The sequence below is a fragment of the Gloeocapsa sp. DLM2.Bin57 genome (genome assembly GCA_007693955.1).
Taxonomy (GTDB): Bacteria; Cyanobacteriota; Cyanobacteriia; order Cyanobacteriales; family Gloeocapsaceae; genus Gloeocapsa.
Window position 1 is genome coordinate 1 of record RECR01000046.1, and the last position, 24,406, is coordinate 24,406.

General features: G+C 39.3%; 20 protein-coding genes. 11 read left to right on the forward strand and 9 right to left on the reverse strand.

Features of this window, described 5'->3' with window-relative positions; all coding sequences use genetic code 11:
* Positions 1 to 167 precede the first annotated feature (167 nt).
* Both EA365_03785 and EA365_03790 read left to right on the forward strand, forming a co-directional pair.
* Positions 168 to 1,154: an NAD-dependent epimerase/dehydratase family protein gene (locus tag EA365_03785; GenBank protein ID TVQ47234.1), complete on the forward strand. Its 987-nt coding sequence runs from the start codon at positions 168 to 170 to the stop codon at positions 1,152 to 1,154.
* Between the two features lie 4 nt (positions 1,155 to 1,158).
* Positions 1,159 to 3,792, forward strand: coding sequence for an efflux RND transporter permease subunit (locus EA365_03790; protein TVQ47235.1), 2,634 nt, complete (start codon positions 1,159 to 1,161; stop codon positions 3,790 to 3,792).
* Between the two features lie 28 nt (positions 3,793 to 3,820).
* Here the strand turns inward: EA365_03790 and EA365_03795 are convergent, their stop codons facing one another.
* The gene (locus tag EA365_03795) at positions 3,821 to 4,561 is read right to left on the reverse strand and encodes a macrocin O-methyltransferase (GenBank protein TVQ47236.1); all 741 of its coding nucleotides are present in this window, start codon (positions 4,559 to 4,561) and stop codon (positions 3,821 to 3,823) included.
* 111 nt (positions 4,562 to 4,672) lie between these two features.
* Here EA365_03795 and uvrA point away from each other — a divergent pair, with 111 nt between their 5' ends.
* From uvrA to EA365_03825, 6 genes are all read left to right on the forward strand, one after another.
* On the forward strand, positions 4,673 to 7,486 hold the full coding sequence (uvrA, locus tag EA365_03800) for an excinuclease ABC subunit UvrA (protein TVQ47237.1): 2,814 nt from the start codon (positions 4,673 to 4,675) through the stop codon (positions 7,484 to 7,486).
* 57 nt (positions 7,487 to 7,543) lie between these two features.
* Positions 7,544 to 7,915 (forward strand): single-stranded DNA-binding protein, encoded by a 372-nt coding sequence (locus EA365_03805; GenBank protein ID TVQ47238.1) that lies wholly within the window; start codon positions 7,544 to 7,546, stop codon positions 7,913 to 7,915.
* Positions 7,916 to 7,923: 8 nt separating this feature from the next.
* Entirely contained in the window at positions 7,924 to 9,069 is a 1,146-nt protein-coding gene (locus tag EA365_03810) for a glycosyltransferase family 4 protein (GenBank protein TVQ47239.1), read from the forward strand.
* Between the two features lie 65 nt (positions 9,070 to 9,134).
* Positions 9,135 to 9,869, forward strand: coding sequence for a sugar transferase (locus EA365_03815; protein ID TVQ47240.1), 735 nt, complete (start codon positions 9,135 to 9,137; stop codon positions 9,867 to 9,869).
* A 68-nt stretch (positions 9,870 to 9,937) separates the two neighbouring features.
* Complete coding sequence (gene gmd, locus EA365_03820) at positions 9,938 to 10,951, forward strand: GDP-mannose 4,6-dehydratase (protein ID TVQ47241.1); 1,014 nt, start codon at positions 9,938 to 9,940, stop codon at positions 10,949 to 10,951.
* 9 nt (positions 10,952 to 10,960) lie between these two features.
* Complete coding sequence (locus EA365_03825; protein TVQ47242.1) at positions 10,961 to 11,914, forward strand: GDP-L-fucose synthase; 954 nt, start codon at positions 10,961 to 10,963, stop codon at positions 11,912 to 11,914.
* Positions 11,915 to 12,160: 246 nt separating this feature from the next.
* Here EA365_03825 and EA365_03830 read toward each other — a convergent pair whose 3' ends face one another.
* From EA365_03830 to EA365_03850, 5 genes are all read right to left on the reverse strand, one after another.
* Positions 12,161 to 13,348 (reverse strand): glycosyltransferase family 4 protein, encoded by a 1,188-nt coding sequence (locus EA365_03830; GenBank protein TVQ47243.1) that lies wholly within the window; start codon positions 13,346 to 13,348, stop codon positions 12,161 to 12,163.
* Between the two features lie 44 nt (positions 13,349 to 13,392).
* A complete protein-coding gene (gene acnB / locus EA365_03835; GenBank protein TVQ47244.1) occupies positions 13,393 to 15,987 on the reverse strand; it encodes a bifunctional aconitate hydratase 2/2-methylisocitrate dehydratase in 2,595 nt (864 codons plus the stop codon).
* A 61-nt stretch (positions 15,988 to 16,048) separates the two neighbouring features.
* Positions 16,049 to 19,291, reverse strand: coding sequence for an efflux RND transporter permease subunit (locus EA365_03840; protein ID TVQ47245.1), 3,243 nt, complete (start codon positions 19,289 to 19,291; stop codon positions 16,049 to 16,051).
* Positions 19,292 to 19,347: 56 nt separating this feature from the next.
* On the reverse strand, positions 19,348 to 19,725 hold the full coding sequence (locus EA365_03845) for a DUF2358 domain-containing protein (protein TVQ47246.1): 378 nt from the start codon (positions 19,723 to 19,725) through the stop codon (positions 19,348 to 19,350).
* A 9-nt stretch (positions 19,726 to 19,734) separates the two neighbouring features.
* A complete protein-coding gene (locus tag EA365_03850) occupies positions 19,735 to 20,601 on the reverse strand; it encodes a hypothetical protein (protein TVQ47247.1) in 867 nt (288 codons plus the stop codon).
* Between the two features lie 199 nt (positions 20,602 to 20,800).
* On the opposite strand from EA365_03850, the gene EA365_03855 reads away from it, so the two are divergent.
* Genes EA365_03855 through coaBC form a run of 3 tightly spaced genes read left to right on the forward strand, consistent with a single transcriptional unit; the run spans position 20,801 to position 22,829 of the window.
* The gene (locus EA365_03855; GenBank protein TVQ47248.1) at positions 20,801 to 21,418 is read left to right on the forward strand and encodes an alpha/beta hydrolase; all 618 of its coding nucleotides are present in this window, start codon (positions 20,801 to 20,803) and stop codon (positions 21,416 to 21,418) included.
* Entirely contained in the window at positions 21,405 to 21,617 is a 213-nt protein-coding gene (locus EA365_03860) for a DUF2555 domain-containing protein (GenBank protein ID TVQ47249.1), read from the forward strand. Before EA365_03855 ends, EA365_03860 begins: the two co-directional genes overlap by 14 nt.
* Before the next feature lie 3 nt (positions 21,618 to 21,620).
* Positions 21,621 to 22,829, forward strand: a complete 1,209-nt coding sequence (coaBC, locus tag EA365_03865; GenBank protein ID TVQ47250.1) for a bifunctional phosphopantothenoylcysteine decarboxylase/phosphopantothenate--cysteine ligase CoaBC — start codon at positions 21,621 to 21,623, stop codon at positions 22,827 to 22,829.
* On the opposite strand, the gene EA365_03870 is transcribed toward coaBC, so the two are convergent.
* The 3 genes from EA365_03870 to EA365_03880 all read right to left on the reverse strand — a co-directional run bounded on the left by EA365_03870 (position 22,826) and on the right by EA365_03880 (position 24,329).
* Positions 22,826 to 23,272 carry a hypothetical protein gene (locus EA365_03870; protein ID TVQ47251.1) on the reverse strand — a complete coding sequence of 149 codons (447 nt, stop codon included), beginning with the start codon at positions 23,270 to 23,272 and terminating at the stop codon, positions 22,826 to 22,828. The two genes, coaBC and EA365_03870, sit on opposite strands and share 4 nt — an antisense overlap.
* Before the next feature lie 121 nt (positions 23,273 to 23,393).
* A complete protein-coding gene (locus EA365_03875) occupies positions 23,394 to 23,879 on the reverse strand; it encodes a hypothetical protein (protein ID TVQ47252.1) in 486 nt (161 codons plus the stop codon).
* Positions 23,880 to 23,906: 27 nt separating this feature from the next.
* Entirely contained in the window at positions 23,907 to 24,329 is a 423-nt protein-coding gene (locus EA365_03880; GenBank protein ID TVQ47253.1) for a hypothetical protein, read from the reverse strand.
* Between the last annotated feature and the right edge of the window lie 77 nt (positions 24,330 to 24,406).

Here is a 24,406-nt window from a genome sequence, read left to right on the forward strand (position 1 = left end):
TAATTAAAAAAGTGGGGATGGGCATCGCCTCACTCAAAAACGGTCAATCATCTCTGAAGGTGAAAGACAAGAAGCCTACAGCGTAATCTTTGATTCGGTGTAGGAGTATGTCACAACAAGTGATCAAAGGATTAATCGCTTTTGTTGACGATAATAAATAAGAAAAAATGACAATCAAAGCATTTGTTACAGGTGGAACAGGTTTTATTGGCGCTCATTTAGTGAGACTATTATTAAATAAAGGTTATCAAGTAAAGGTTTTAGTACGTCGGGAAAGTAAATTAGATAACCTACAGGGTTTACCAGTAGAAATAGTCACAGGTGAACTCAATAGCCCTGATTTACCTAGTTTAATGCAAGATTGTCAGGTGTTGTTTCATGTAGCGGCTCATTACTCTCTTTGGAGAACAGAGCGATCACGACTATACCAGTATAACGTCTTAGGGACACGTAATGTTTTAGCCGCGGCTCGTGAGAGTAAAATTGACAGAGTCGTCTATACTAGTTCAGTAGCTGCAATTGGTGTAGGGAAAGATGGTCAACCTGTCGATGAAACCTATCAAAGTCCTGTCGAAAAACTCATCGGAGATTACAAAAAATCCAAGTACTTTGCAGAACAAGAGGCTTATAATGCTATTAAACTAGGTCAAGATATCGTGATTGTTAACCCTAGTACTCCCGTTGGTGCGTTAGATTTAAAACCTACTCCCACAGGTGATATTATCCTACGCTTTTTACGTGGACAAATGCCCGCTTATGTCAATACTGGTTTAAATATCGTTGACGTCAAAGACGTAGCTAGAGGACATCTGTTAGCCTTAGAAAAGGGAGTAAATGGCGATCGCTATATTCTCGGTAACCAAAATCTCACCCTGAAAGAATTATTAGCCACTCTCGCGCAAATAACTGGTTTAAAACCACCTACGGTTACTATCCCTCTCTGGATACCCCTAACAGTAGCAACTATTGATGAATTTATACTCGCACCTCTAGGTAAAACTCCTTCTATACCTCTAGATGGAGTCAAAATGTCAGCCCAATTAATGTACTATAATTGCCAAAAAGCCAGAGAAGTTTTAGGATTACCTCAGTCTCCTATTACTAATGCTCTCACAGAAGCTGTTAACTGGTTTAAAGAACAAGGTTATTGTTAAATTTATGACCAAGTCTTCCCTAAATAAATCCTTTAGACAATGGTTTAACTTTTCCCGCTTTGCTATTAAATATAAAAAATCTTTTATTGCTCTTTGGTTAGGTATAAGTATAGCAGGAATGTTAGCCTTTAGTTCCCTGCGTTATGATTTATTTCCTGATATTAGTTTCCCTGTAGTTATAGTAACAGCAGAAGCACCTTTAGCAACGGTTATTGAAACAGAAACACAAGTAACCGAGATTCTAGAAACTAATTTAGCCTCCCTAAGTCATATAGATGAGATTTACTCTAGTACTTATGTAGGTCAAAGTGTGATAAACGTTCTCTTTGACGGGGGAACAGATTTAGACGCAGCAACTACAGAAGTAGAAAACCTTTTAGCACAAACATCTTATCCTGTTGAAACTGATATCAATATTTTCCCTATCGATTTAAACGAATCACCAGTAATTAGTTATGTCTTGATTAGTGAGGAAAAAACTCCTCAAGAATTAAAAACAATTGCTGAACAAAAAATCTTTCCTATTATTCAACAATTACCAGGAGTACGTAAAATTAATGTCCTAGGTTTAGGCGAAAAAGTAGATAATTATTTTGCCACCAGAATTAGTTTTAATGGTGAAGAAGGCTTAGGTTTTCAAGTAGTTAAACGTCATGATACCAATACCCTAGAATTAGCTCAAGCAGTTGCAGCTAAAATCACTGCATTACAACCCCAATTACCAGGAATAAACATAGCGATCGCCGAAACCCAAGCCGATTATATCGAATCTGCGGTTCAAGCTACAATCAATGAGTTATTAATCGCTATTATCCTAGCTATAATCGTTATTTTCCTCTTTTTACGCAATTGGCGCGCTAGTTTAATTACCGCATTAAGTATTCCTATCTCACTCTTAGCAACTTTTATCGTAATGGCTATAGCTGGATTAAGTTTACAAACCTTAACTTTACTGGCTTTAGCTTTAGTGATAGGGATTGTTATCGATGATTCGATTGTTGACGTAGAAAACATCGTCAGAGTCATTAATCAAGGGAAAAACCCCCAAGAAGCAGCGATTATCGCTACAGACGAAATCAGTCTCACCGTAACCGCTTCTACCTTAACTATAGCCGCTGTATTTATTCCCGTAGCCTTTATGGGGGGAACAGTAGGTAAATTCTTTCAACCCTTCGGTTTAACAGTATCTGCTGCGGTAATTTTCTCTCTCTTAGTAGCGCGAACTCTAGCTCCTAGTTTAGCAGTTCTGTGGTTAAAACCTCAGCCAACTAAAACTACTAAATCCATCGACGATTTAACCATCATTAAACTCTACCGTCGGGGATTGCGCTGGTGTTTACATCATCGACCTGTAGTTATGAGTATCGCTATTAGTAGTATGTTGTTAGGTATGGCGATTATTCCTTTGATACCCCAAGGGTTTATACCTCGTTTAGATAGGGGAGAATTTAATATAATTTATACCGTTGCTTTACCTGAATTAGCTACTACTGGTGAATCAAGAGCAACAGAAACCGAAACCACCGATAATAGTGATTTAGACTGGTTAGGAAATATTCGCAGAGCACCAGAAAGATTCTTACTCAGAAGAACGATTAGAATGGGTAAAGAATTAGAAGCAGTAGTCTTAAATCATCCCGACGTAGAATCAGTCTTCACTATAGCAGGTATTCGCGGAGAACCCAATCGGGGTAAATTAGCGATTCAACTCAAAGAAAATCGGGAATCTGACACCATTACTGTTCAATCTCAAATACGAGAATCTCTCCCTCAACTTAGAGACGTGACTACTAGTGTAGAAGATATTCCCTTTGTGCAAACTGAAGCAGAAAAACCCATACAATTAGCTATTCTAGGAGATGATCTTGATACATTATTACCAGTAGCTCAAGCAATTAAAACCCAAGCTCAAACTATACCAGGTTTAGTGGATATCGAAATCTCCAACTCAGGAGAACAACTAATCGAACGTCTCAATGGTCAACGAGTTATCTATATCAGTGCTAATCTAGATTTAGCTCAAGGTTTAGAAAACGCGATCGTTAGTTTAGAAAGACAAGCTCAACCCCTCTTACCCATGGGTGTATCTCTACGACGTTGGGGAAGTGCAGATCATAGTAATCAAGTTGTAGGACGATTTGCCAGAGCCTTGATTTTAGCTATAATTTTAATGTTAATCGTCTTATGGTTTCTCTTTAGAAGATTATTAGAGCCTTTGGTCGTTATTCTCTGTCTCCCTCTGTCTATGTTCGGTGCAATGTTAGGATTACTACTCACAGGTAGTGATTTTGGCATTATTTCACTAATTGGCTTCATTTTTCTGTTGGGATTATTGGATAAAAATGCTCTGTTGTTGATGGATTATACCAATCAATTGCGCGACGATGGACTCAGTCGAGAAGAAGCCCTAGTATATACAGGAGGAGTACGCCTACGCCCAATCGTAATGACTACCATCTCTACCGTCTTGGGAATGATACCTATTGCTTTAGGGTGGGGTGCAGGTGCAGAATTAAGACAGCCAATGGCGATCGCTATTATGGGAGGTTTATTGAGTTCTTCTCTATTGAGTTTATTCGTTGTACCTGTTTTATATACTCTTCTTGAGGATTGGTGGAGTAAAAAACAACTAGAGTAAGCCAATCCTCCTTTAATTGTTCAGTTTGCTACTCTTGCTTTTGTATAAACCAAGCCACACCTCGACCAACTTCACCAAATTGTTCTAATTTTAAATTTGGATGATGTTCTAAGAAGTCATCAACAGCTTTTGTACAACCTTGAAATGATAAATAATCATCAAATTGAACATAACCACCATTGACTACACAAGGCCACCATTTCTCCAGACACAAAACTGTAGGATCGTAAAAATCACAATCTATATGTAACAAAGCAACCTTTTCAACTGTAACATTAGGAAAAGTTTCATTAAACCAACCCTTATGAATATGAATACGATCAGGAGAGATTGAAAGTTTTGTCATAATTTCCTGTACCCGTTTGGGACTTCCAACGACTTCACCTACCCATTTTTTTCCCTCCTCCCCATCTTCTTCTGTTGATTCTGGTAAACCCTCCCAGGCATCAAACAAGTGAATTGGACGTGCACTTTTTACTGTTCCAAAACCCATTAAAGCCGCTGTACCACCATCTAGCACCCCACATTCTACTATTGCCCCTTCTATATTTTGATCTTCAATTATTTGGCTAAGCCGAATCAAGTTTTGTTGTCTGAAAGGATTAGATTGTGTATAAGGAAAAACAGTCTTGTATGGTTCATCTAATTGTAAAGATTTGAGTTTCCATCTCTTTTGAATTCCTCTCAACCAAGGTTGTAATTTTTTAGGGATTAAAGGACGTAACCATTGATAGGATTGTTTTGGAGCTGATTGACCTTTTAATTCCATTGTATTTTATAGTTTCAATAAATTGATGGCATCAACAGTACCATATTTCTCAAAAAAAATCTACAATAACCAAAAACGCAAGCAAATTTATTAAAATTTAATTATCTTTACATGATTTCCATCCGTGGTGCGAGACAGCACAATCTGAAAAACGTTGATGTAGATTTACCCACTAATAGTTTAATCGTCTTCACAGGAGTATCAGGATCAGGGAAATCCTCTCTAGCTTTTGATACTATCTTTGCAGAAGGACAAAGACGCTATGTAGAATCTTTGAGCGCATACGCAAGACAATTTCTGGGACAATTAGATAAACCAGAAGTAGATGCGATCGAGGGATTAAGTCCGGCTATTGCTATTGACCAAAAATCCACCTCTCATAACCCACGTTCAACTGTAGGAACGGTTACAGAAATTTATGACTATTTGCGCTTATTATTTGGAAGAGCAGGTGAACCCCATTGTCCCGAGTGCGATCGCTCTATAAGTCCCCAAACTATCGACCAAATGTGCGATCGCGTTATGGCTTTAGCCGATGGTACTAAATTTCAAATTCTCGCACCAATAGTCAGAGGAAAAAAGGGAACTCACCAAAAATTACTCTCTAGTTTGAGTAGTCAAGGATTCGTGAGAGTGAGAATTAATGGAGAGGTTAAAGAATTAGCTACAGAAATTAACCTCAATAAAAATAAACAACACAATATAGAAATAGTTATCGATCGCCTGATTAAAAAACCCTCCATTAGAGAACGTTTAGCAGACTCTTTAACTACCTGTCTTAAACAAGGAGAGGGTTTAGCAATGATTGAAATAATCCAAACAGAAGAAGAAAATCAAGAGATACTCTTTAGTGAGAACTTCGCTTGTGTAGAACATGGTGCGGTTATGAGCGAACTATCACCGCGGTTATTCTCCTTTAACTCACCCTATGGCGCTTGTAGCAACTGTCATGGTTTAGGATATTTACCTACCTTCGCAACAGAATTAATCATCCCTAACCCTAATAAAACAGTAGCTGAAGCGATCGCCCCTTGGTCAGGGAAAGATAATGGTTATTATCTCGGTATTTTATATTATGTAGGACAAGCTTATAATTTTGAGTTAACTAATCTCTGGAAAGACTTAACCGCAGAACAACAACAGATCATCCTTTATGGTAGCGAAGAAATTATCGAAATGTTCGATGAGAGAGGACATAGTTACGCGAGACGTTATCCTGGTGTGGTCAAAATCCTTAATAAAACCTATCAAGAAAGCAATTCTGACGCTGTTAAAGAGAAATTAGCTAGATACATAGTCAATCAAACCTGTCCGCAATGTCAAGGTAAACGTCTCAAACCAGAAGCATTAGCGGTACGTATAGGAGAATATCATATCAATGATCTAACTAGTGTCAACATTCGTCAATGTCAACAACTAGTCAGCAATCTAGATTTAACACCACGTCAGCAACAAATAGGAGAATTAGCTCTCAAAGAAATTCAAACCCGTTTACAATTTCTCATAGACGTTGGTTTAGACTATCTTACCCTCGATCGCTACGCCATGACCTTATCAGGAGGAGAAGCGCAACGAATCCGTTTAGCCACTCAAATTGGTTCAGGTTTAACAGGAGTACTCTACGTCTTAGATGAACCCAGTATTGGATTACACCAACGGGATAACGAGAGATTATTAACAACCCTAAAAAAACTACGAGATTTGGGTAACACTTTAATAGTAGTAGAGCACGACGAAGACACCATCAGAAACGCCGATTATATCCTAGATATAGGACCAGGTGCAGGTATTCACGGTGGAGAAATCGTGGTTCAAGGTAATTTAGAAGACTTATTACAGTGTGAAGCTTCCCTAACTGGAGCTTATTTATCCCGACGTCGTGTGATTGAGATACCCTCCCAACGTAGAGAAGGTAACGGTAACTTTCTCAAGTTATTTAACTGTCATCGTAACAATCTCCAACATATTGACGTAGAAATCCCCCTAGGTAAATTTGTCTGTATCACAGGAGTATCAGGCTCGGGAAAATCTACCCTAATCAACGAGTTATTATATCCTGCACTACAACATTATTTAGGTGATCACGTACCCTTTCCCTCTGGGTTAGACAGTATCGAAGGTTTAGAAGCGTGCCGCTTCGCGGATACCTTCGGGATCGACAAAGTCATCGTTATTGATCAATCCCCCATTGGGAGAACACCACGCTCTAATCCCGCTACCTATACAGGAGTGTTAGACGTGATTAGAACTCTCTTAGCAGAGACGGTGGAAGCTAAAATCAGAGGTTATAAACCAGGACAATTTTCTTTTAATGTCAAAGGTGGACGTTGTGAAGCCTGTCGCGGACAAGGTGTCAACGTGATTGAGATGAACTTTTTACCCGATGTTTACGTACAATGTGACGTTTGTAAAGGAGCTAGATATAATCACGAAACACTGCAAGTAAAATACAAGAACCATTCCATAGCAGATATTCTCAATCTCAATGTAGAAGAAGCCTTAAACCTCTTTAGTAACATTCCCCGCGCGGTAAATCGTCTGCAAACCCTAGTAGATGTAGGATTAGGTTATATTCAATTAGGACAAAGCGCGCCAACTTTATCAGGAGGAGAAGCCCAACGCTTAAAATTAGCCTCAGAATTATCCCGTCGCGCTACAGGAAAAACTCTCTATCTCATTGACGAACCCACTACGGGTTTATCTTTTTATGATACTCATCAGTTACTCAATGTCCTACAAAGATTAGTAGATAAGGGTAACTCCATAATTATCATTGAACACAATCTTGACGTTATTCGTGCAGCTGATTGGTTAATTGATTTAGGTCCTGAAGGAGGCGATCGCGGTGGTCAAATCTTAGCGGTAGGTACTCCCGAAATGGTCTCTCAAAACCCCGCTTCTTATACTGGCAGTTATCTTCTTTAACTGTTGGCTCTTCTCTCTGCTATAATAAGCTTAAATTACAAGGATAACAATTACAAAATGGGATTAAATATAGTCAATATAGTCGGACGCGCGGGAATGGACCCGGAAATACGCTACTTTGAATCAGGAAGCGTCAAATGTAGGTTAACTATGGCGGTAAATCGCCCTACCAGTAAAGATGATGAACCAGACTGGTTTAATTTAGAAATTTGGGGAAAAACAGCTGAAATAGCAGGTAACTACGTGCGTAAAGGTAGTTTAATAGGGGTACAAGGAGCGCTCAAGATAGAGACTTGGAGCGATCGCAATACAGGTGAACCAAGATCTACACCAATAATTAGAGTTGATAGACTAGACTTACTAGGTTCAAAACGAGATAATGATCCTAGTCAAGTTAGTAACTTTAGTGCTGCTGAACCAGAATTTTAAGCCTATTTATGAGGTATGCCTTAGTACACGAATGGTTTACACCTAAAGCCACAGGAGGATCAGAATTAGTAGTCAAAGAGATTCTGCGTTATGTTGAGGCAGATATCTACGCCTTGATTGACTTTGAATCCAATAACCCTCAAAGCTATCTCTATCAGCGCCAGATAGGTACTACTTTCTTACAAAATTTCCCTTTAGCTAGTAGAGGAGTGCAAAAATATCTACCTCTACTACCCATAGCTATTGAACAACTAGACTTATCCCCCTATGATATTATTCTCTCTTCTTCTCACGCAGTAGCCAAAGGAATCTTAACTAATCCTCAACAACTGCATATATGTTATTGTCATACCCCAATGCGTTACGCTTGGGATTTAACCTTTGACTATTTAGCCACCAATCCCGCAGGAAAAGCACCCCTAGGCATCATAACTCGTTATATTCTACATAGACTCAGAGAATGGGACGTTATCTCAGCTAATCGAGTTGATTATTTTATCGCTAACTCTCAACACACAGCTAGAAGGATTTGGCGTTGTTATCGTCGAGAAGCTAAGGTAATTTACCCTCCTGTCAATCTAGATAGATTCACTTTTGAACCTGTTAAAGAAGACTTTTTCCTCACGGTTTCCCGTCTAGTTAGCTATAAAAAAATTAGTTTAATCGTCGCAGCATTTAACCAACTCGGAAAACCCCTAGTAGTAATTGGCTCAGGACCTGAATTAGAGAAAATACGACAACTAGCTAAACCCAATATTAAGATTCTCGGTCCTCAACCTAACGAAATTGTCGCCGAATATATGGCTAAAGCCAAAGCCTTTGTTTATGCAGCTTGTGAAGATTTTGGCATAGCTTTAGTAGAAGCCCAAGCCTGTGGAACACCTGTAATAGCCTATGCTAAAGGTGGAGCAACAGAAACAGTTATTGATAGACAAAAAGATTCTCTAACCGCTACAGGAATATTATTTCCCCAGCAAACTCCCGAGAGTTTAATTAGCGCGGTTAACCAGTTTTTAGAGGTAGAAACAGAGATTAAAGCCCAAAATTGCCGAGATCAAGCCCAAAAATTTAGTGCAGAAATCTTTAAAAAATGTTATACAGAATTCTTAGAAAGTTGTATCCAGCAATGGTCAACAACATTTTCTGGTAAATAGATCGTAATCAGACTCATCTGCATTTATGATCTAAAGATAAATAGTGTGTGGTGTGAAGGAATAAGATGACTGTTAATAGCCGACTTATCTCCCTGAAGTTTATACCTGGATTTATCAAAGCGGGTCATCAACCTCGCTTTAAATCAAGTAATAAGCGATCGGGTTTAATCTTAATAACTCAGCATGGGGACTTAACTAAACGTTTATTTGACATTATGTTTTCGCTGCTGGTACTAGTACTTTGTGCTCCATTATACATTTTACTAGCCTTACTAATTGCAATTAGTTCTCCAGGAGGAGTATTTTATATACAAGAACGCATTGGTAAAAATCATCGACCCTTTAAATGTATTAAATTTAGGACGATGATACCCAACGCTGACCAGGTTTTAGAAGAAATAATCGCCCAGAGTCCTTATCTGAAACAAGAATTTGAGGATAACTTTAAGCTAAAAGACGATCCGAGAATCACTCCCATTGGGAAATTTCTGAGAATGACCAGTTTAGATGAATTTCCCCAATTTTGGAACGTTCTTAAAGGTGATATGAGTGTAGTAGGACCTCGACCCCTAGTACCAGAAGAATTAGAAAGATACGGAAATCGTATTGATAAAGTTTTAACGGTTCGTCCTGGAATTACAGGATTATGGCAAGTATCAGGACGTAATGATATACCCTATCCCCAAAGAGTACAAATAGATGTTTACTACGCTAGTTATCATCATTGGTTATTAGATTTGTGGATAATTGTAAAAACTATCGGCGTAATGATCTTTCCCCATAAAAATGGTGCTTATTAGCTGACTCTCAATGGTTTAAACTTAACTTAACCTATTAGAAAATAAAAGAGAGCGTAAAACAACAAATAATGGTTACTAGTTCCAAAAGAGCATTAATTACTGGTATTACTGGTCAAGATGGTTCTTACTTGGCTGAATTACTTCTAGCCAAAGACTACCAAGTCCACGGTATAATTAGAAGAACATCGACTATTAATACCAGTCGTATTGATCATCTATATTTAGATCCTCATCATCCCGAAGCAAGGTTATTTCTCCATTATGGAGATTTAACCGACGGGACAACCCTAAGAAGGATTATCGAAGAAATAGAACCCAACGAAATCTATAATCTAGGTGCACAATCTCACGTTAGAGTAAGTTTTGACTCACCAGAATATACAGTAGATACCGTGGGAATGGGAACATTAAGACTACTAGAAGCAGTCAGAGACTATCAACATCGTACAAGTCAAGAAGTCCGCTTCTATCAAGCTAGTTCCTCAGAAATGTTCGGTAAAGTCCAAGAAATACCCCAGAAAGAAACAACCCCCTTTTATCCTCGTAGTCCCTACGCTTGTGGTAAAGTATATGCTCACTGGCAAACCGTTAACTATCGAGAATCCTATGGGTTATTTGCTTGTAGTGGGATTTTATTTAATCATGAATCACCCCGTAGAGGCGAAACCTTTGTAACTAGAAAAATTACTAGAGCATTAGCAAAAATCGTCGCAGGAAAACAGAAAAAAGTCTATATGGGTAATCTCGACGCTAAAAGAGATTGGGGTTATGCTAAAGACTATGTCAACGCTATGTGGTTAATGTTACAACAACCAGAAGCAGATGACTATGTGATAGCTACAGGGGAGACTCACTCAGTTAAAGAATTCCTAGAGTTAGCCTTTGGTTATGTTAACCTGAACTGGTCAGACTATGTAGAATTTGACGAACGGTATCTACGTCCTACTGAAGTAGATTTATTGATAGGTGACGCTACTAAAGCTAGAGAAAAATTAGGTTGGCAATTGAGTGTAACTTTTCCTGAACTAGTAAAATTAATGGTAGAAGCTGACTTAGCAGCTTTGGGGATTAATCCTTATTGAGAAATAATAATGCAGGATTTAACTAACAAAAAGATTCTCGTTACAGGTGGTAATGGCTTCCTAGGACGTGAAGTAATAGCTCAATTAGTAACATCAGGAGCTAATCCCGCTCTAATTACTATACCGCGATCGCGTGATTGTGATTTACGAGTCTTAGCCAACTGTGAACAAGCGGTACAAAACCAAGACATTATCATACATTTAGCAGCGCATGTAGGTGGTATAGGTCTCAATCGCGCTAAACCCGCTGAGTTATTCCACGATAACTTAATCATGGGTGTACAGTTAATTGACTCTGCTTATCGTCTAGGAGTAGAAAAATTCGTCTGTGTGGGTACTATTTGCGCTTATCCTAAGTTTACACCCGTTCCCTTTCGAGAAGATGACCTCTGGAATGGTTACCCCGAAGAAACCAACGCCCCCTACGGTATAGCCAAAAAAGCCTTACTAGTACAATTACAAGCCTATCGCCAACAATACGGGTTCAATGGTATCTACTTACTCCCTGTTAATCTCTATGGACCTGGTGATAATTTTAACCCTGAAAGTTCTCACGTTATCCCGGCCTTAATTCGTAAAGTCTATGAAGCCCAAATCAGAGGAGATAAATATCTACCAGTTTGGGGAGATGGAACACCTACCCGAGAGTTTCTCTACTCCACCGATGCAGCGAGAGGAATTGTCTTAGCTACCCAAAAATATAACGCTCCAGATCCTGTGAATCTAGGTACACACTATGAGATTGCTATTAAAGATTTAGTACAGTTAATTTGTGAGTTGATGGAGTTTACAGGAGAGATTATCTGGGAAAGCGATAAACCCAATGGTCAACCCCGTCGCTGTCTGGATGCTTCTCGGGCTTTAGAATCCTTCGGCTTTCAAGCTGAGGTTGATTTAAAACAGGGATTACAACAGACTATTGACTGGTATAGAGCTAATCCCGCATTGCTCATAAATTTATAGGCTCGTCCACAGCCGTTGGCACACCAGTTGCGATCGCCTTAATTATACTACAATAGCACTATGTACAAGGCACTCTTGCCTTCATGCAAAAGTAGATTAGTACTGGGTTTGATAACTTTAAAATGTCCTAATCTTAACTTGTAATGCTATATATATCGGAATCGCCCAGACGCTGATGGGCAGCTGAGTCTAGACGGTTCGAGGTCTGCAAGTGCTTCTCTAGTAAACCGCGACGCGGCGGCTAGATCAATGATTCAATCCTTGACGAAGCAAATTAAGATAAAAATCTAATTGTTGTTTAGCTAAAGCCAGATTAGTATATTTAGTCATTACCCTTTGATAACCTTTTGTGGCTAGAGTTTTGACTAAATCAGGTTCAGTTAACAGACGCTGTAAACAACTAGCTAAAGCTTTTGGATTTCCTTCGGGAAAAATAAGACCAGAATCGCCAATAACCTTGGGTATTTCCCCAGAATCAGAGCCAATAACGGGAATTTGACAAGCCATAGCCTCAATTAACACATGACCAAATTGTTCTTTCCAACCTACAGCAGTAAGAGTTTTAAAGTTATAATCGGTTTGGGAGGGTAAGACTAAAACATTGAGAAGGTTGAGATAGTTAGGTACTTGCTCGTGGGGTACACTAGGCATAATAATTACTTTCTCAGCTATACCTAATTCTTGAACTTGTTGTTTAATTTCAGCTTCTAAACTTCCTCTACCTAATAGTAGTAATTTCCAATGCTTAGACTCAAGGAGATTAACAGCTTCAAGCAGAGTAAGAATACCTTTTTCTTGAACAAATCTCCCTACAAAACCAATCACAAAATCTTCAGTTTGAATACCTAAACTAGTAGCTAAAGTAGGTTGAGGTTGAGGTTGAAAAAGTTGTTCATCTACGCCTAATTGAGGGATAATGGCGAGAGAATTAGTATAACCTTCTGTTTGTAGAATATCAGCGGCATCTTGATTACCCGCAAGCAAACCATCAGTATGACGCAGATTATAGTTAAAGAGAGTAGTTAGAGGAAACTTAGTTTGATAGGGCAGATTCCACCAAGTAAAAAAGACATTTTTAGCTCGTAAATTTAACAGTTGATTTAGAGTAATTAACTGTGCATAAGCCAGAGATTTTACTCCTAATTCGACTTGAATAATATCAGGTCGAAATTCTTTTAAAAGATTAATAATAGCAGGATAAAAAGTTAGTAACCCCTGGTTATTTTCACTCCAGTTATGAACAGGTATTAAGCGAAAATTACCATCAAGCCAAGGGGTAGAGATGATCCTTTGACTTTGAATACCACCAGGACGCCAAAATTTAGGTACGATAACAGTAACCTGATGTTCAGGTGCTAAATTAGCCAATAATCGCAGTTTAGTGCAATTAAGCTTAACTATATAGGTATGACTAACTACGAGTATTTTTACCAAATTAAGTAACTCCCGTTAATAACGGGAGTCTCCTGAATTGATGATTAACTAACCGTAAACAAATGTTGGTTAAATTTAGGCATATCTTCCCGAGGAATAACGCGCCCCTCATCTTCAAAATCAGGGATTTGATCGAAATTGAGGTAGCGGTATAACTCAGGAGCAAAGGGATTGAGTTTAGACTCGACGATGTCGAGATATTCACTCTTACTAGGTATATAACCGAGTATAGCACAAACAGCCGCTAATTCAGCCGAGCCTAGATAGACGCGTGCACCTTTACCCATACGGTTATTAAAATTACGGGTAGAAGTAGAGAAAACCGTAGCATTATCATCCACACGAGCTTGATTACCCATACAGAGGGAACAACCAGGCATTTCTGTGCGTGCACCAGCAGCAGCAAAAACGCCATAAATACCCTCTTCGCGCAATTGTTGTTCATCCATGCGAGTAGGGGGACAAATCCACAAGACGACTTGAGATTTAGCACCTTCTAAGACTTTAGCAGCAGCGCGATAGTGACCGATATTAGTCATACAAGAACCAATAAATACTTCATCGATGCGATCGCCTGAGCATTCTGAGAGTAATTTAACGTTATCGGGGTCATTAGGTGCAGCTAAAATAGGCTCTGTAATCTGATTTAAATCTACTGCGATGATCTCGAGATATTCAGCATCAGCATCAGCCCTCATTAACTCAGGATTATTTAACCATTGTTCCATTTTAGCGATACGTCGCATCAGAGTGCGGGAATCTTCATAACCGCGAGCGATCATATTTTTCATCAAAGCGATATTAGAGCGCAGATACTCAGAGACGGTTTCTACCCCCAATTCGATAGTACAACCTGCGCAGGAGCGTTCCGCGGTAGCGTCGGTTAATTCAAAAGCCTGCTCAACCTTCAGATCAGGTAAACCCTCCATTTCCATGATACGTCCTGAGAAGACGTTGATTTTGTTCTCTTTAGAAACGGTTAATTTACCTTGCTGCATAGCTACATAGGGGATAGCGTTAACCACATCTCGTAGAGTAACTCCAGGTTGGAAAGTTCCTGTAAAGCGTACTTTAACCGATTCTGGCATATCTAGAGGCATAACACCTAAAGCAGCGGCAAAAGCCACTAAACCCGAACCCGCGGGGAAAGAGATACCTAAAGGGAAACGGGTATGAGAATCACCACCAGTACCTACGGTATCAGGTAATAACATCCGATTCAGCCAAGAGTGAATAATCCCATCTCCCGGTTTTAAGGCTACCCCAGCACGAGTGGAGAAAAAGTCGGGTAATTCTTTATGGGTTGTGATGTCAACAGGTTTAGGATAAGCTGCGGTATGACAGAAACTTTGCATGACCAAATCAGCGCTAAAACCGAGACAAGCCAATTCTTTTAACTCATCCCGAGTCATTGGTCCTGTGGTATCTTGAGAGCCAACAGTAGTCATCACAGGTTCACAGGATGTGCCAGGACGAACTCCAGGTAAACCACAAGCTTTACCCACCATTTTTTGAGCGAGGGTAAAGCCTTTACCCGTATCTGTAGGAATAGAGGGGCGAATAAAGAGGGTACTAGGCTCTAATGCTAGAGCTTCGCGGGTTTTATCCGTGAGACTGCGTCCAATTAATAGAGGGATACGTCCACCTGCGCGCACTTCATCGAGGATAGTATCTGGTTTAAGGGTAAAGCTAGAGAGTAGTTGACCATTTTCGTCGGTAATTTCGCCCTTATAGGGGTAGATTTTGATCACCATACCCGTTTCTAGCTGGTTCACATCGCATTCAATGGGTAAAGCGCCAGAGTCTTCCGCGGTATTAAAGAAAATGGGAGCTATTTTGCCACCTAATATATAACCCCCAGAGCGTTTATTAGGTATATAAGGGATATCATTACCGATGTGCCAAAGTAGGGAGTTGATAGCTGATTTACGAGAAGAACCAGTACCCACTACATCTCCGACATAAGCCACGGGGTAGCCTTTAGTTTTAAGTTGAGCAATAGTAGCCAAACCGTCACTCATACGCGATTCTAGCATAGAGAGAGCGTGTAGGGGTATATCGGGACGAGTGGTAGCTTGAGTAGCGGGGGAGAGGTCGTCGGTGTTGGTTTCTCCTGGTACTTTAAAGACGGTTACGGTAATCTCTTCCGCTAGTTTAGGACGCGCAATAAACCAACTAGCCATAGCCCAGGCGTCTAGTACTTGTTTGGCGTAGGGGTTAGTTTCTGAGAGAGCGAGGATATCGTTAAAGACGTCAAAAACCAGGATAGTTTTACTTAAAGCTGTGGTTGCACTTTTAGCAATATTACTATCTCTAGATTTGAGCAATTGTACCAGGGATTGGACGTTATACCCTCCTACCATAGTTCCAAGTAGGTTGATCGCTCCTTGGGGGGAAATCAGAGGGCTGATGATTTCGTGATTAGCTATTCCTGTGAGGAATCCTGCTTTAACGTAAGCTGCTTCATCTACTCCAGGGGGAACGCGATCGCGTAGGAGGGTGATTAACTCTTCTTCTTTCCCTTGGGGGGGATTTTCTAATAATTTACACAGTTCGGAGGTTTGAGCAGCATTAAGAGGTAAAGGAGGTATCCCCATCGCTTCTCGTTGTTGCGCTTGTTGATAATAATCTTCGAGCATTTGTTAAGTTTCCTTTATTTTTTGTGTTCTTTTATTTTTACCTGTGTTTGTCTCAGGTTAGTTAAGATTTGCTGACTTGCATTTCTGATTTGAAGGGTTTTTCCGGGGGTTGATCGTCATCAGAGAGGAATTTCTGTTCTAGGGTTTTAATGACGATATAGAGGTTAGGTACGAATAATAGACTCAGGATGGTAGAGACTAATAAACCGCCTAAAACCGCTGTTCCGAGAGTCCAACGACTGATTGAACCTGCTCCCGAGGCGATTAACAGGGGAAGAAATCCAAAGATAGAGGAAATCGCTGTCATAAGAATAGGGCGTAAGCGTTGTTCTGCTGCGTAAACAGCTGCTTTAGTAATATCCATACCCAATTCTCTAGCTTGGTTAGCGAATTCTACAATCAGAATCGCGTTTTTACTCGCCATCCCAATCAGCATTACTAAACCAACTTGAGCGTAGATATTATTATTCAAAATGGGCCAAATTCCCGCACCTGGATTAATAGGAGCAGCTTGAATAAAAGTTGCTCGTAACCATATCCCCCCAAGTGCACCGAGAATCGCTAGGGGTACAGTGAGCATAATAATCAAGGGATCAATGTAACTTTCGTACTGGGCTGCTAAGACTAGGAATACTACCACAAAGCCTAGACCAAAGACAATCGGTGCTGCACCTGCTGAGAGAATCTCGTCGGCTGCGGTGTTAGTCCATTCATAGCCAAAACCTGGTTGTAGAGTTTCTGCCATGACTTCTTCCATAACTGTGATGATTTGTCCTGAACTATACCCTGGTGCTGGAGCTACATTAAGTCTAATCGCGGGATAAACGTTATAACTAGTAACGATGGGTGGATAATTGGTTTGTTCTACGGTAACTAGATTACTGAGTTGGATCATCTCACCGTTTTGAGAACGCACGTAAAATTTACTGATATCTGCGGGGTTACTGCGAAATTCTCCATCTGCTTGCACAAAAACTCGGTATAGTCTTCCATCTAAGACGAATTGGTTGACGAAACTCGCACCCATGTAGATTTGTAAGGTAGTCAAGATATCACTGATCAAGACGTTTTGTGCTCTAGCTTTTTCCCGATTGATTGTCGCTTCGAGAGTGGGAGTATTAAAGGTAAAGGTAGTAAAAGCCATCCCGATTTCTGGTCGTTGGTTAGCTGCGGCGATTACTCTTTGAGCGTTATCTATTAAAGCATCCATCCCGCGCGCTTCTCTGTCTTGAATCATTACTTCTGAGCCGCTGAAGTTACTTAAACCATCTACAGCTGGTGCGTTAGCTGCAAAAACTCGCGCTCCTGTGATATTTTGGGCTAAACGTCTGTTTAAATCTCCTATAACGCCAAATACGGATTGTTTTGCTCCTACTCTTTCTTCCCATGGTTTGAGTTTAGTGAAGAATATGGCTTTGTTGCTATTAATCCCTTCAAAAGAATACCCCGCTACTCCCATGGCGTGTTCTATTTCCGGAACTGCCAAGACCTGTTTCATAACCTCTATATTGACGTCGTTGGTGTAGTTGAGAGATACTCCCTCTGGTGCTTCTACAACCACGAAGAAATAACCTTGGTCTTCTTCTGGTATAAATCCTTGAGGTATAACACTATATGTCCATCCTGTGAGAACTAACCCCGCGATAAATACTATCATAACGATGAGTTGAATTTTCGTTAAAGCTTCGATTAAGCGACGGTATCCCCCCTTGACTAGGTCAAAACCTCGGTTAAATAGGTTAAAAAACCAGCCCAATGGACCTTTAGTTGGAGTAGGGGGATTCATGATCAGCGCTGACATCGTTGGTGAGAAACTTAGAGCGTTAAAAGTGGAAAAAATCAGCCCAAATGATATAGTTAAGGCAAACTGTCTATATACTACCCCCGTTGTCCCTGGGAAAAAGGATACGGGAATAAACACCGCTAGGAGTACTAGACTAGTAGATATTACCGCTCCTGATAACTCCTGCATCGCGTCTAAAGCTGCTTGTAGGGGTCGCATTCCCTGACTTAATTTGTTGGCTACTGCTTCTACAATTACAATCCCGTCATCTACTACTAATCCTGTAGCTAGTACACAAGCAAAGAGGGTTAATTGATTCAGGGAGAACCCAAAGGCTTGTAGTCCAATCATTGAACCGATTAAAGCCACGGGAATAGCCACCGCAGGGATAATCGTGGTGCGCCAATCTTGCAAAAAAACAAATATTACTAATACTACCAAAGCGATCGCCTGCATCAGGGTGATGATTAGATCATTGATCGCTACCTCAATAAACAGGGTACTATCTAGTACGTTGGTAACCTTTAACCCTGGTGGGAATGTCTGTTCTAATTCTGCTAATCTAGCTTTCACCGCGTTAGCTGTTTCTAAAGCGTTAGATCCAGGTAACTGGAAGACGACAAAACCCACCGCTGGTGTATCCCCGTCAAAGACTACTTTGGTGGCGTAGTTTTCTACCCCTAATTCTACTCTGCCGATATCTCTGACTCTAATCAGTGTTCCATCTGCACCTGTTTGCACGATCAGGTTTTCGGCTTCGGTTACGTCACGAAAACGCCCTACTACTCTTAAGGGTATTTCAAACTGTTGATCAGATCCTGTGGGTTGTCTGCCTACTGCACCTGTACCTACTTCGATGTTTTGTTCTTGGATAGTTCTGACTACATCCTGTGCGGTTAAACCTCTACCTGCTAATTTATTAGGATCTAACCAAAAGCGCATAGAATAATCAGCAGCACCAAAAGCGACTAAACTTCCTACCCCTTCGATCCTTCTAATTTCGTTCCAAATATATCTATCTACGTAGTTATACATAAACACAGGGTCATAAAAGTATTCTCCCTGTGGGTTTTTTTCTGAATAAAAAGAATAAGCAAGGGTAACCGTTGGTGATTGAGCTTCTGTAGTTACCCCTGTTGAGTTTACTACTGCTGGTAAACTAGACTGTGCTTGACTAACTCGGTTTTGTACTAATACTTGAGCAATGTTGCGATCTACTTCGGTGGGGAAACTAACATTAATCGTGGCGTTACCGTTATTATCTGTATAGGAACTAATCCATCTGACGTTTTCTGTACCGTTGATTTCTCTTTCTAATACTGTGGTAACGTTATCTACGGTGGTTTTAGCGTCTGCACCGACGTAGTTGGCACTTACCCTAACCTGATTGGGGGCGATTTGTGGTAGCTTATCTAAGGGTAATACAGCTACACAGATTGCCCCGATTAACAAGATTAGAATTGTACAAACCGTAGTTAATACTGGTCTTTTAATGAAAGGCGCTGCTAGGGATAGTAGCATATTTTAATAATTTTATCTATTTTAAGTAATCGACATTTTAACATATTCGCTTTAATTCAGCTGAAAAAGTGTTGACGCAGGACATCCCAGGGAGAACAATACCAGTAGTCGATATGGGAGATAATTTGGTTATCGTTATTTAACAATAATTCACTTCTTCCTGATATGTTAATACGTGGTTGCCAAGGTAAAGGACTATTCCAGGATAATGTCCATTCTGTATCTATCTGTTGCTCTTGACGTTTAATCTCATGTACATCTAGTTTGACATTACGAAACCATTTATCAATAAACTGGATCATGCTTTGATAACGTGCTAAACCTCTAAATTCATTGAGAGGATCTTTAAAATAAACGTTGGCTGCGTAAATTGTATAATTTTGCTCTTGGGGAAATTTCTGATAATCTTGTTGTAGAATCTCGATGATATCCATAAAAATTGATTAAGGTAATAAATGACTAGATAAACCCGATTGAATTATACCCTGCTGTAAACGTTCCTTAACCCCTAATCTTTCCCCCCATAACCCTAGGTAAGCAAAATCTAAACTCTCCCTTTGTAATTTTAGCACTCCTAAAACATCTCGCCATTGTTTTTCAGATTGATCTTGACCCATTTTCAACCAAAGCAACTTTTGTAAAATCGTATCTTCGGGACTACAAACATAAAAAGATGATTGACTTTTTTCAACCTGATATAACTGACGACGGTTCATTTTGCTAACTGAAAACTCATCCTTCCCACTGATAAAAATAGCCGCTTTTTCTATCGTTTGTAAATGAATCATCTTAAATGAGGTCGTTATTCCCTGTATCGCTTCATTAACCGCTACCTCACTAATATAAAAATCAGGACTTAAAGCCTCAATTAATAATACACCTTGTTCGGGTTGAATATCAATCGCTAAATCTAAAGACTGTGTAAATCTTACCTCACCTTGTAAAGAACTCGCCACCGAACCACTGACATAATAAGGAATGTTTAAACGTTCAAAAATAACCGATAACTGTTGAATTAACCATAAAGGATCTTCTAACATTAAATCACCTTGAAAATTAATCACCTGAGCTATTTTATCAGCAAAATTACCCCATCTTTTTTTGATATATAATGACCTGAACTCAGTTTTAGATAGATGAGAATATTGATGATTAATTCCTAGTAAAATTAGGTTAGATGCTTTTTGATATAGCCTTTTCAATAAATTAAACTTTTGAGTTGACGACATTTCTCGCCAAAGTTGAAATTGTCTGAACTCCGCATCAATATCTGTATCTAAAGACTGAGTAATATAATCAGTAGTAATCATTTGTTGGGTAAATATCCCTCTTTAAATTTATTTAAGAACCTTATTTTTTTCAGTCAAGATAATTATAGTACATTTTCCCGTTGAACTTCAGATAACATTAAAGCTTCGAGGGTTGGCGATCTCACATTTTGCACCCAGAGAAATAAAAACCGTAATTATCCGATAAAATTGAATTTCTAGTACTATCCAAAGTCCAATCATGAGTTTAAATTATCTCAGTTTTGCTCCTACTAATGGTAACCCCCCTCAAGGTTTACTAATTCTCTTACACGGTTGGGGTAGTAATCCCGAAGATATAGCTGGTGTCACTCCTTTACTAGATTTACCTGATTATCAGATTATCTGTCTAGAAGCTCCCTATCCTCATTATCAAGCTCCTGGGGGGAGAGCATGGTATGCTCTAGAAAGGGATGATTATCTAGGTTTGGATCAAAGTCGCCAACTTCTGCAAAATTGGTTAACCTCTCAAGAAAACATTACTGGTGTACCTTTAGAAAAGACTATCTTAACTGGTTTTTCTCAAGGAGGTGCAATGACTCTTGATGTGGGTTTAAATTTACCTCTAAAAGGTTTATGCGTCTTGAGTGGTTATCTACATAGTGAACCGATTGTTAAACATGATTCCCCACCAGTGCTAATTATACACGGTAAACAAGATTTGGTTGTACCTATCACTATGGCACAACGCGCCAGAGATCTCTTAACTCAACTGGGTGTAAATATAGATTATCATGAGTTAAATATGGGACACGAGGTGGTAACCGAGGTTCTCATCAAGATGCAAAAATTTATCACCCAAAGCAATGATTACAGTTAATTTAACTCCAGAAGCGATCGCCCTTTTAACCCCAGCTGACGTAGCTGATTTGGCTAAACGTCTAGAAAAAGATGACTATGGTAATCCCTTTGCCGCTTTAGAAGATTGGCATTTATTGAGAGCGATCGCTTTTCACCGAGAGGATTTAGTTGAACCCTATTTACATCTTCTCGATATCGAAGCTTATGACGAAGCTTAATTAATGTTAAGCAACAAGAGGGTTTTAATCGGTATTGGGGGTGGAATCGCTGCTTATAAAGTCTGTGAGGTAATTTCTACCCTCTTTCAACAAGGTGCAGAAGTTAGGGTAATTCTGACTCAATCTGCACAACAATTTATTACACCAGTGACGATAGCTACCCTCAGTCGTCATCAAGCTTATACTGATGCTGATTTTTGGCAACCTCATCAACCTCGTCCTCTCCATATTAGCCTAGGGGAATGGGCTGATATCTTTTTGATTGCACCTCTAACAGCGAATACTCTAGCTAAATTAACCCATGGTTTGGCTGATAATTTATTAACTAATACGGTTTTAGCTTCTACCTGTCCCATTTTAGTCGCACCGGCGATGAATACGGAAATGTGGTCACAAGTAACGGTGCAAAATAATTGGCAACAACTGCAAACTCTCTCCCGTTATCATAGTGTAGGACCAAATGCGGGTTTATTAGCTTGCGATCGCCGGGGAACTGGTCGTATGGCTGAACCTATACAGATTATTAACTCTCTTCAATCTCTTCTCTACACTCAAGGTAAACGGGATTTACAGGGTAAGTCTATCTTAATCAGTGCAGGAGGGACAAGGGAACATCTTGACCCTGTACGCTTTTTAGGTAACCCTTCTACTGGTAAAATGGGTATAGCTTTAGCTCAAGCTGCCCATTCTCGCGGTGCTAAGGTTACTTTAGTCCATGGTCCTATTACTAACGAGTTATTAAGTTTACTTCCCGATATATCTAGATTCGCTGTAGTCAGTGCAGCCGAAATGCGCGATCGCTTGCTAGAACTTTTTCCCCAACAGGATTGGTTAATTATGTCAGCTGCTGTAGGAGATGTCCAACCAGTGAGTTATTCTCCTGTGAAACTTCCTAAAGAGTCTTTACCTGAGCATTTAGCTTTACAACCTATACCTGATATCCTCTCAGAATTAGCCCAAGTTAAACAACCTCATCAGCTTTTAATCGGTTTTGCTGCTCAAACGGGAGAGATTATCCCACCTGCTTTAGCTAAGTTACAACGCAAGGGATTAGATGTCATCGTCGCTAATCCCGTAGATACTCTTAATGCGGGTTTTGGCACTGATACTAATCAAGGAGTTTTTTTAGATCGTCAGGGAAGACAACAACAGATTAAATCTTGTAGTAAATTAAAATTGTCTCATCATTTGTTAGATTTTATTAGGGTTTAGTTAAAAGCAATGCCATAATAAGTTCTACCACTATTATCTTGCCAAGCACATAAAATACTTTCTGCGGTTATTTCGCAAGCCCCAACGCCATTAACTGATTCTACATTACCATTATTGTGATCAACAATTAGATAACTTTCACTGTAATATCTTTTGCGTCTGACAAACCAACTATCATGAGCAGAAGCATCTACATCATTAGAACTCATTTGTGGGATAAAAAACATATGATATACATTATCTGCAATGTAGTGAAAAGCAAAAGAATTGTTAACAGGATTATAGGTAAAGGTGACTTGACAATTATTAGACTTGCCAATTGGAGTAGCTAATTCACAAGAATTAATGCGAGGATTAAATGAGATAATATTGTCAGAAGCTAGGATGGGTTGAGAAGTAAGTAAGACTGTACCGATAGATAAAAAGGTGGTTAGTTTAAACATGATAATTACTCCTAATGAAGGTTTTTAGCTAAGCTAATTAAGTTGATAACCCGATTATCTCTATTATTCAAATCAAAAGGAATAGTTGCAAAATCAAAATAAATAAAACTGATTATTCAGCTCAGAAATCACGATCCAGTTGACGACAGATTAGCCAAGTTAGACATAGCCACAGTGCGGTAAAACCAATATCTACGATACCTACAAACAAGGTCATGATAACTAGTGCCCCCAAATCTGCGAACCACTTAGCTGACCAAGGATCGACTAACATCTGTAGCCAAGGTTCAAGCCAAATAACATACATTGCTAATATAAATAAAAACCAAACCAACTTTTTAATAATACTGCCGTTGACTCGAAAACAGACCAATAAAACAAGACATATCTGTAAAAAAATTACTAAATATTGAATGGGCTTAAAAGAAGACCACATAGCTCCTGTAAACCAAGGTAAGATTAACTCATAACCAAAATTATTTATATTTTGTTGCACTACAGGAGCAGAAGGAGAATTGAACTCATAAGAAATTTTCAGAGTGCACTTAGCAATAATCCACAAAACCCACAATTTTAGTAAAATACTTCGAGGCAATGATATCATCATAAATTTAAATCCTCTCAATAAGTAGCGTTATTCTAATAAAAATATTTCTCTTTCTATCCTGTCTATTTGTTGACTATAATTACTCAAACGCATTCCATAGGAAGTTAAATTTGTAGCGACAACATTACAATGCTGAAAGTTGTCAGGATTGAGACAGTAGTTAACACCAATCAGTCCTAAACCTAGTAATATTACTCTAGTATTGTCATCAATATTTTGTTCTAAAATACCTGCGAGTCCTCCTCCAGAAGCAATTACAGCGGCAGAAGCTTTAGGATTGGTTAGCATATATGCACCCATTTCTATTTGTAGGTTTTGTATTTCTAATTCGTAATCTTCTAAACGCTGTCTTAATTGTTGAATTTGAGCACTATTATCAGCGATCGCTATGCTAGGATTTAAACAAGCCAAAGCACAGGTAATACCCAATATCGTGTTTTTGAGACTCATTTGATTTAGTTTTCGCTTTTTGTGTGAATAAATATAAGATAATAGGCTTGTTAAGGAAAAAAAATAGGGTCTAAATC

Coding starts and splice junctions, on each gene's coding strand:
- EA365_03880 (TVQ47253.1), bottom strand. CDS start 24,329: ATGAGTCTCAAAAACACGATATTGGGTATTACCTGTGCTTTGGCTTGT.
- EA365_03785 (TVQ47234.1), top strand. CDS start 168: ATGACAATCAAAGCATTTGTTACAGGTGGAACAGGTTTTATTGGCGCT.
- EA365_03875 (TVQ47252.1), bottom strand. CDS start 23,879: ATGATGATATCATTGCCTCGAAGTATTTTACTAAAATTGTGGGTTTTG.
- EA365_03825 (TVQ47242.1), top strand. CDS start 10,961: ATGCAGGATTTAACTAACAAAAAGATTCTCGTTACAGGTGGTAATGGC.
- EA365_03845 (TVQ47246.1), bottom strand. CDS start 19,725: ATGGATATCATCGAGATTCTACAACAAGATTATCAGAAATTTCCCCAA.
- EA365_03795 (TVQ47236.1), bottom strand. CDS start 4,561: ATGGAATTAAAAGGTCAATCAGCTCCAAAACAATCCTATCAATGGTTA.
- coaBC (TVQ47250.1), top strand. CDS start 21,621: ATGTTAAGCAACAAGAGGGTTTTAATCGGTATTGGGGGTGGAATCGCT.
- acnB (TVQ47244.1), bottom strand. CDS start 15,987: ATGCTCGAAGATTATTATCAACAAGCGCAACAACGAGAAGCGATGGGG.
- EA365_03850 (TVQ47247.1), bottom strand. CDS start 20,601: ATGATTACTACTGATTATATTACTCAGTCTTTAGATACAGATATTGAT.
- EA365_03815 (TVQ47240.1), top strand. CDS start 9,135: ATGACTGTTAATAGCCGACTTATCTCCCTGAAGTTTATACCTGGATTT.
- EA365_03810 (TVQ47239.1), top strand. CDS start 7,924: ATGAGGTATGCCTTAGTACACGAATGGTTTACACCTAAAGCCACAGGA.
- EA365_03790 (TVQ47235.1), top strand. CDS start 1,159: ATGACCAAGTCTTCCCTAAATAAATCCTTTAGACAATGGTTTAACTTT.
- EA365_03805 (TVQ47238.1), top strand. CDS start 7,544: ATGGGATTAAATATAGTCAATATAGTCGGACGCGCGGGAATGGACCCG.
- gmd (TVQ47241.1), top strand. CDS start 9,938: ATGGTTACTAGTTCCAAAAGAGCATTAATTACTGGTATTACTGGTCAA.
- EA365_03840 (TVQ47245.1), bottom strand. CDS start 19,291: ATGCTACTATCCCTAGCAGCGCCTTTCATTAAAAGACCAGTATTAACT.
- EA365_03870 (TVQ47251.1), bottom strand. CDS start 23,272: ATGTTTAAACTAACCACCTTTTTATCTATCGGTACAGTCTTACTTACT.
- EA365_03855 (TVQ47248.1), top strand. CDS start 20,801: ATGAGTTTAAATTATCTCAGTTTTGCTCCTACTAATGGTAACCCCCCT.
- EA365_03860 (TVQ47249.1), top strand. CDS start 21,405: ATGATTACAGTTAATTTAACTCCAGAAGCGATCGCCCTTTTAACCCCA.
- uvrA (TVQ47237.1), top strand. CDS start 4,673: ATGATTTCCATCCGTGGTGCGAGACAGCACAATCTGAAAAACGTTGAT.